Raw genomic sequence first — 8300 nt, 5'->3', positions numbered from 1 at the left:
CCGCGCCACCGCGTCGGCGGCGCCGGGACGCCGCCCGCGAGACCGCCCGGGCCCGCCGGGACGACCTGGTCGCGCAGGCCAGGGCCGTCCTGGACCGGGACCTCGCCCAGCTGGTCGCCGAGTCCGAAGTGGTCGAGCCCGCGCTGCCGGCCGCGTACGCCCGCTGGGACAACCCCGTCTGGCACGGCGGCGGCGTGCCCGAGGAGGCCCCGCTCGCGCTGCGCCTGGGCAACCTGAGCCTGCCCGAGATGCCGGGCCTGCGGATCCCGATGCTGATGCGGCTCCCGCTGGAGCGCGGCCTGTGGATCGACAACGGCCGCACCGGCTCCGAGGCCGCCATGGCCATGGACACCGACCGGCTGCGCCGCGCCGCCATGGACATGGCCGTCGCGCACGCCGTGCGGCTCCTCGCGGTGCACCCCGCCGACCGGTTCTCCGTCCACGTCATCGACGCCGCCGGGGCGGGCGCCGCCTCCCTGGCCCCGTTGGTACGGGCCGGGGTGCTCGCGGCACCGCCCGCCGCCGGCGCCGAGGGGGTCGGCCGGACCCTGGCGCAGCTCACGCGGCGCGTGGACCTCGTACAGATGGCGCTGCGGGCCGGCGCCCCCGACGAGCTGCCCGCGGACGTGGACCGGGCCGAGCAGCTGCTGGTCGTGCACGACTTCCCGCACGGCTTCGACGACCGGGCGGTGACCCAGCTGCGCTACCTGGCCGACGAGGGCCCCGCGGTCGGGGTGCACCTGCTGATGGTCGCGGACCGGGAGGAGGCCTCCGCCTACGGGCCGCTGCTGGATCCGCTGTGGCGCTCGCTGATGCGGCTGTCCCCGGTGCCGGACGGCCACCTCGCCGACCCCTGGGTCCAGCACGCCTGGACCTTCGAGCCGGACCTGCCCCCGCAGGGCAGCACCGTCCTCGAACGGGCCCTGGACCGGGTGCGGGAGGCGCGGCGCACGACCCGCCCGTGACCCGGCCATGACCGGTGGGTGACCTCCTCTTGGGGAGCCCTTTACCTTTTGCCTCCTCCGCAGGTACCCTGGGACCCGCGGAGGGGAGTATTCCTGCTATTTCCTGCGCGGCGTGCCCGTCAATACGGACCACTGTGGTGATCTGACGCAGTGGATCCCGGGGCGCCGGCCCGCGGCCCGACGGCCGCCGGGTGGAAGAGACCTCCGGCAGCGATGACGCTGACCATGTGCTGAGCCATCCGCCGGAGGCGTGAATACCGTGGACGTTTCGTTGACCTTGTGGGTGCTGACCGTTGCCGGTCTGTGCATCCTCATCGGCGCCGATTTCCTCATCGGCCGCAAACCGCACGACGTGTCGATCAAGGAAGCGGGCATCTGGACCGTCGTCTGGATCGTGCTCGCCGTCCTCTTCGGCCTCGGCCTGCTGTTCTTCGGCAACGGCCAGGCCTCCCAGGAGTTCTTCGCCGGCTTCATCACCGAGAAGTCCCTGAGCGTGGACAACCTCTTCGTCTTCGTCCTGATCATGGCGAAGTTCTCCGTACCCTCCCACCTCCAGCAGCGCGTCCTGCTGGTGGGCGTACTGATCGCCCTCGTCCTGCGCGCGATCTTCATCGCGGCCGGCGCCGCGATCATCACCACCTTCTCGTGGGTCTTCTACATCTTCGGTGCCTTCCTGATCTACACCGCCTGGAAGCTCATCCAGGAAGCCCGCAAGGACGAGGACGAGGAGGAGTTCGAGGAGAACCGCCTCCTGAAGTCGATCGAGAAGAAGTTCGGCGTCGCCGACCGCTACCACGGCACCAAGCTCTTCATCCGGAACAACGGCAAGCGCGTCCTCACCCCGCTGATGGTCGTCATGCTCGCCATCGGCACCACCGACGTGCTCTTCGCCCTGGACTCGATCCCCGCGATCTTCGGCCTCACCCAGGACCCGTACATCGTCTTCACCGCCAACGCCTTCGCCCTCATGGGCCTGCGCCAGCTGTACTTCCTGATCGGCGGCCTGCTCAAGAAGCTGGTCCACCTCAGCTACGGCCTGTCGGTGATCCTCGGCTTCATCGGCGTCAAGCTGGTGCTGCACGCCCTGCACGAGTCCGGGGTGCACGTCCCGCAGATCTCCATCCCGGTCTCCCTGGGCGTCATCTGCGGCGTCCTGGTCATCACCACCATCACCAGCCTGATCGCCTCGAAGAAGCAGGCCGAGGCCGCCGAGGTCGGGGCCGCCGCCGAGCCGAAGGGCGCCGACGTCTGACCGGCGGACCGTACGGGAAGGGCCCGGGAGCAGCGGCTCCCGGGTCCTTCCGCGTGCCGGCGGCGCCACGCCCGCCTCACGCCACCGCGGGCTCGCTCCGCGCCGCCCGGGCCACGGCCGGCCGGGTGTCCGGGAGCAGGGCGAAACAAGCCAGGCTGACCAGCGAGATCCCCGTCAGGTACACCGCCACCCCCCACGGCGGGCCCGCGCCGTCCGCCAGGGCCGTCGCCACGACCGGGGTCAGGGCACCGCCCAGCACACCGCCCAGGTTGTAGCCGACGGCCGCGCCCGTGCAGCGCAGGCGCGGGGCGTACAGCTCGGGCAGGTAGGCGCCGACCACCGCGAACATCAGCACCATCGCGAGCAGCGCGCCGACGCAGCCCACCGTCATCAGCAGCGGGTCCGCGGTGTCCAGCAGGGCGACGAACGGGAACATCCACAGCGCGCAGGTCGCACTGCCGGCCAGGCAGAGCTGCCGCCGGCCCCAGCGGTCGCCGAGCACCGCCAGGACGGGGGTGACCAGCCCCTTCAGCAGGACCGCCGCCATCACGATGGCCAGCATCACGGTCCGGTCCACGCCGAGCCGGCCGGTGGCGTACGCGAGGGACCAGGTGGTGACCGTGTAGAAGACGGCGTACCCGACCGCCATCGCCCCGCCGGTCAGCAGGAGCAGCCGCCAGTGGCCGCGCACCACCTCGGCGAGCGGGGCGTCGGCCTGCCGGCCGGCCTCGGCGAGGCCGCGGAACGCCGGGGTCTCCTCGACCGACCGGCGCAGCCACAGCCCGGCCAGCGCCAGCAGCCCGGCCGCCCAGAACGGCACCCGCCAGCCCCAGGAGGCGAACTGGGCCTCGTCCAGGGCCCCGGACAGCCCCAGTGTCAGGCCGTTGGCCAGCAGGAACCCGGCCGCGGGGCCCATCTGCGGGAAGCTCGACCACAGCCCGCGCCGCCGCTCGGGGGCGTGCTCGGCGGTCAGCAGGACGGCCCCGCCCCATTCGCCGCCGAGGCCCAGCCCCTGCAGGAAGCGCAGCAGGAGCAGCAGGACCGGCGCGGCGATGCCGATGGAGGCGAAGGAGGGCACGCACCCGACGGCGACCGTGGCGAGGCCGGTCAGGAGCAGCGAGCCGAGCAGGACGGGGCGGCGCCCGTAGCGGTCGCCGATGTGGCCGAAGAGGGCCGAGCCGAGCGGGCGGGCGACGAAGCCGACGCCGAACGTGCCGAAGGCGGCGAGGGTGCCGGCGAGCGGGGAGAAGGAGGGGAAGAAGAGCGGGCCGAGGACCAGTGCGGCGGCCGTGCCGTAGACGAAGAAGTCGTAGAACTCGATGGCGGTGCCGACCAGGGAGGCGGTGGCGAGCCGGAGCATCGAGGGGGAGGGAGGGGAGGCGGCGGGGGGCGCGGAGGGGTGTTGTTGCATGGTGCAGCAACTACCCCAACCCGCACCCCCAGGACATGCGTTCGGTAAAGGTCGACCGGAAGGAGTGCATGGCCCCGCGGTGTTGACCGCGCGGTCACTACCAGCCGCGCTCGCGCCACTCCGCGAGGTGCGGGCGCTCGGTGCCGAGCGTGGTGTCGTTCCCGTGGCCCGGGTAGACCCAGGTCTCGTCCGGCAGCTGATCGAAGAGCTTGTGCTGGACGTCGTCGATGAGGCTGGCGAAGTTCTTCGCGTCGCCCCACGTGTTGCCCACGCCGCCCGGGAACAGGCAGTCGCCGGTGAACACGTGCGGGTGGCCGTGCGGGTCGTCGTAGACCAGCGCGATCGAGCCGGGGGTGTGTCCGACCAGGTGGCGGGCGGTCAGCGAGACCCGTCCGACGGTGATCGTGTCGCCGTCCCGGACCGGCACGTCCGTGGGGACCGGGATGCCCTCGGCGTCGTAGGCGCCCGCGTAGGTGCGCGCGCCGGTGGCGTCGACGACGGCCTGGAGCGCGCCCCAGTGGTCGCCGTGCTGGTGGGTGGTGACGACGGACGCGATGCCGTCGTCGCCGATCAGGTTCAGCAGCGTGTCCGCCTCGGCCGCCGCGTCGATCAGCAGCTGCTCGCCGGTGGCCCGGCAGCGCAGCAGGTACGCGTTGTTGTTCATGGAACCCACCGCGACCTTGGAAATCATCAGGTCCGCGAGTTCGTGCACGTCGGCCGGACCGCCGACCTTGACCGCTCCGCTGTACGTCATGTCGGAATCCTAGAGCGCGGGGAGTTCGGGCACGGCGTCTCCGGCCTCGATGGCGAGGTGGGCGCCCTTGGGGCCGCGGCCGGCCAGCCAGCCGAGCAGGTCGTCCCGCGCGCCGCTGAGGGTCACCGGGGTGCCCTCGGTACCGCCCGTGCGCGCGACGAACTCGCCGTCCGAGAACTGGAGGGTGACCGGCGGGACGTCGGGGCGGCCGGACCAGCGGTCGGCGAGGAAGGCGATCTCCCGGTCGGCGAACCCGGTCGGGAGGTCGGAGAGCTCGTAGCCGACGTTCAGGTCGACGTGGTGGAGCTCGACCTCCACGAGGCGGCGGAAGGGCACGTTGGCGGCCAGGTCGGTCACACCGTTGCGCAGCTCGACGGTGCGCTGCCAGTCCTGGGCGGGCTCGGTGGTGGCGAGGAAGCGGGCCGCGGAATCACGGAGGTCCGTCAGGTGTTCTTCCAGGGGCCGCCCGGCGTCGCGCTCGATGTCCGCGTCGCGGGCGGCGGCGCTCTCGTACATGGGGCGGCCCTCGAGGACGTTCACGAGGGCGTCGGCGTTGCGCGCCAGGTGGGCCAGGATGTGGCCGCGGGTCCAGCCCGGGAGGTGTGACTCCTCGGAGAGGGAGGCGTTGTCCAGTTTCGCGACTGCGGTCAGCAGCCGGTCCGTGGCTTCACGTACAGAGGCCAGGTCGTGCACATGATCAGTCATGGTTCCGAGCCTAGTGCTCACGGGGCCCCGCCACACGATCGGGTGAAGCGGTCTCGGGAGTGCCGTAAATCGAATGTGCGTGCTATACGCTCGGAAGTCAGACTCCATCCCATCGCAGAGGCGCCCCCCATACCCTGGACAGTCGGGGCCCGTGCCCCCGCTCACTCAAGAAAGGTGCGACCGGCGTGACCGACCGTCTCATCGTTCGTGGCGCTCGCGAGCACAACCTGAAGAACGTCTCGCTCGACCTGCCCCGCGACTCGCTCATCGTCTTCACCGGCCTCTCCGGCTCGGGCAAGTCCTCCCTGGCCTTCGACACGATCTTCGCCGAGGGGCAGCGCCGCTACGTCGAGTCGCTGTCCTCCTACGCCCGGCAGTTCCTGGGGCAGATGGACAAGCCCGACGTCGACTTCATCGAGGGCCTCTCCCCGGCCGTCTCGATCGACCAGAAGTCGACCTCGCGCAACCCCCGCTCCACCGTCGGCACGATCACCGAGGTCTACGACTACCTCCGCCTGCTCTTCGCCCGCATCGGCAAGCCCCACTGCCCCGAGTGCCGCCGCCCGATCTCCCGGCAGTCGCCGCAGGCGATCGTCGACAAGGTCCTCGCGCTCCCCGAGGGCAGCCGCTTCCAGGTGCTGTCCCCGCTGGTCCGCGAGCGCAAGGGCGAGTTCGTCGACCTCTTCGCCGACCTCCAGACCAAGGGCTACAGCCGGGCGCGGGTGGACGGGGAGACCATCCAGCTCTCCGAACCGCCCACGCTGAAGAAGCAGGAGAAGCACACCATCGAGGTGGTCGTCGACCGCCTCACCGTCAAGGACAGCGCCAAGCGCCGGCTCACCGACTCCGTCGAGACCGCGCTCGGCCTCTCCGGCGGCATGGTGATCCTGGACTTCGTCGACCTCGCGGAGGACGACCCCGAGCGCGAGCGGATGTACTCCGAGCACCTCTACTGCCCCTACGACGACCTCTCCTTCGAGGAGCTGGAGCCGCGCTCCTTCTCCTTCAACTCGCCCTTCGGCGCCTGCCCCGAGTGCACCGGCATCGGCACGCGCATGGAGGTCGACCCGGAGCTGATCGTCCCGGACGAGGACAAGTCCCTGGACGAGGGTGCGGTCTCGCCGTGGGCGCTCGGCCACACCAAGGACTACTTCCAGCGGCTGATCGGCGCCCTCGCCGGAGAGCTGGGCTTCCGGACCGACATCCCGTGGGCCGGGCTGCCGCAGCGGGCGAAGAAGGCCCTGCTGTACGGCCACAAGACCCAGATCGAGGTCCGCTACCGCAACCGGTACGGGCGCGAGCGGGCGTACACGACGGCCTTCGAGGGCGCCGTGCCGTTCGTCAAGCGGCGGCACGCCGAGTCCGAGAGCGACGCCAGCCGCGAGCGCTTCGAGGGCTACATGCGCGAGGTGCCCTGCCCGACCTGTGAGGGCACCCGGCTCAAGCCGATCGTGCTCGCGGTGACCGTGATGGAGCGCTCCATCGCCGAGGTCGCCGCGATGTCGATCAGCGAGTGCGCCGACTTCCTGGGGCGGCTGAAGCTCGACGCCCGCGACAAGAAGATCGCCGAGCGGGTCCTCAAGGAGGTCAACGAACGCCTCCGCTTCCTGGTGGACGTGGGCCTGGACTACCTCTCCCTGAACCGCGCCGCGGGCACCCTGTCGGGCGGCGAGGCCCAGCGCATCCGGCTGGCCACGCAGATCGGCTCCGGCCTGGTCGGTGTGCTGTACGTACTGGACGAGCCGTCCATCGGCCTGCACCAGCGCGACAACCACCGGCTGATCGAGACTCTGGTGCGGCTGCGGGACATGGGCAACACGCTCATCGTCGTCGAGCACGACGAGGACACCATCAAGGTGGCCGACTGGGTCGTCGACATCGGCCCCGGCGCCGGCGAGCACGGCGGCAAGGTCGTGCACAGCGGCTCCCTGAAGGAGCTGCTGGAGAACGGCGATTCGATGACCGGCCAGTACCTGTCGGGCAAGAAGTCGATCCCCGTGCCGGACGTACGCCGCCCCGTGAACGGCGAGCGCAGGCTGACGGTGCACGGCGCCAAGGAGAACAACCTCCGGGACATCGACGTGTCCTTCCCGCTGGGCGTGCTCACGGCGGTCACCGGCGTCTCCGGCTCCGGCAAGTCGACGCTGGTCAACGACATCCTGTACACGCACCTGGCGCGCGAGCTGAACGGCGCCCGGTCGGTGCCGGGCCGCCACACGCGGGTGGACGGCGACGACCTCGTCGACAAGGTCGTGCACGTCGACCAGTCGCCGATCGGCCGGACCCCGCGGTCCAACCCGGCGACGTACACGGGCGTCTTCGACCACGTGCGCAAGCTCTTCGCGGAGACGATGGAGGCGAAGGTGCGCGGCTACCTGCCGGGCCGCTTCTCCTTCAACGTCAAGGGCGGCCGGTGCGAGAACTGCTCCGGCGACGGCACCATCAAGATCGAGATGAACTTCCTGCCGGACGTGTACGTCCCGTGCGAGGTGTGCCACGGCGACCGGTACAACCGGGAGACGCTGGAGGTGCACTACAAGGGCAAGTCCATCGCGGAAGTCCTGAACATGCCGATCGAGGAGGCGCTCGACTTCTTCGAGGCCGTGCCGACCATCGCCCGGCACCTGCGCACGCTGAACGAGGTCGGGCTCGGCTACGTCCGCCTCGGCCAGTCGGCGCCGACCCTGTCCGGTGGCGAGGCGCAGCGCGTGAAGCTGGCGTCGGAGCTGCAGAAGCGGTCGACGGGCCGGACGGTGTACGTACTGGACGAGCCGACGACGGGTCTGCACTTCGAGGACATCTCGAAGCTGATCAAGGTGCTGTCCGGGCTGGTGGACAAGGGGAACTCGGTGATCGTCATCGAGCACAACCTCGACGTCATCAAGACCGCGGACTGGGTCGTCGACATGGGCCCCGAGGGCGGCTACGGCGGCGGCCTGGTGGTGGCCGAGGGTACGCCGGAGCAGGTCGCGTCGGTGGGCGCGAGCCACACCGGCAAGTTCCTGCGGGACATCCTGGGGGCGGAGCGGATCTCCGACGCGGGGGCGCCTCCGGCTGCGGCTCCGGCCCGGAAGCGGGCGGCCGCCAAGAAGGCGGCCCCGGCCAAGAAGGCGGCGGCCCCGGCGAAGAAGGCGGCGGCCCGCACCCGCAAGGCGTAGCCCCGGGGCGGTGGCGGGGGCGGGCGGCTGCGCGGGGCCGTCCCCCACCCGCCCT

5 protein-coding genes and 1 pseudogene are annotated in these 8300 nt (G+C 71.3%); 3 read left to right on the top strand and 3 right to left on the bottom strand.

The genetic code is table 11. From position 1 onward, the window contains the following. Both SSNG_RS43625 and SSNG_RS08840 read left to right on the top strand, forming a co-directional pair. Positions 1–965 (top strand): annotated as a pseudogene (locus SSNG_RS43625) (export associated protein); the annotation flags it as partial. Between the two features lie 259 nt (positions 966–1224). Continuing rightward, positions 1225–2217: a TerC/Alx family metal homeostasis membrane protein gene (locus tag SSNG_RS08840; RefSeq protein ID WP_042800765.1), complete on the top strand. Its 993-nt coding sequence runs from the start codon at positions 1225–1227 to the stop codon at positions 2215–2217. A 76-nt stretch (positions 2218–2293) separates the two neighbouring features. Here the strand turns inward: SSNG_RS08840 and SSNG_RS08835 are convergent, their stop codons facing one another. From SSNG_RS08835 to SSNG_RS08825, 3 genes are all read right to left on the bottom strand, one after another. Beyond that, positions 2294–3577: an MFS transporter gene (locus SSNG_RS08835; RefSeq protein WP_042803151.1), complete on the bottom strand. Its 1284-nt coding sequence runs from the start codon at positions 3575–3577 to the stop codon at positions 2294–2296. 148 nt (positions 3578–3725) lie between these two features. Beyond that, positions 3726–4382 (bottom strand): MBL fold metallo-hydrolase, encoded by a 657-nt coding sequence (locus SSNG_RS08830; protein WP_007263471.1) that lies wholly within the window; start codon positions 4380–4382, stop codon positions 3726–3728. A gap of 9 nt (positions 4383–4391) precedes the next feature. Then, entirely contained in the window at positions 4392–5087 is a 696-nt protein-coding gene (locus SSNG_RS08825; RefSeq protein WP_007263470.1) for a maleylpyruvate isomerase family mycothiol-dependent enzyme, read from the bottom strand. A gap of 185 nt (positions 5088–5272) precedes the next feature. On the opposite strand from SSNG_RS08825, the gene uvrA reads away from it, so the two are divergent. After that, positions 5273–8245: an excinuclease ABC subunit UvrA gene (gene uvrA, locus SSNG_RS08820; RefSeq protein WP_042800763.1), complete on the top strand. Its 2973-nt coding sequence runs from the start codon at positions 5273–5275 to the stop codon at positions 8243–8245. The last annotated feature ends 55 nt before the right edge of the window (positions 8246–8300 follow it).

This window comes from Streptomyces sp. C (genome assembly GCF_000158895.1).
Lineage (GTDB): Bacteria > Actinomycetota > Actinomycetes > Streptomycetales > Streptomycetaceae > Streptomyces > Streptomyces racemochromogenes.
This window is presented reverse-complemented; position numbering and strand designations above follow the sequence as displayed.

Excerpts from the sequence above, each read along its gene's own strand:
- SSNG_RS08835 (WP_042803151.1), bottom strand. The coding sequence starts at position 3,577 with ATGCTCCGGCTCGCCACCGCCTCCCTGGTCGGCACCGCCATCGAGTTC.
- SSNG_RS08830 (WP_007263471.1), bottom strand. The coding sequence starts at position 4,382 with ATGACGTACAGCGGAGCGGTCAAGGTCGGCGGTCCGGCCGACGTGCAC.
- SSNG_RS08825 (WP_007263470.1), bottom strand. The coding sequence starts at position 5,087 with ATGACTGATCATGTGCACGACCTGGCCTCTGTACGTGAAGCCACGGAC.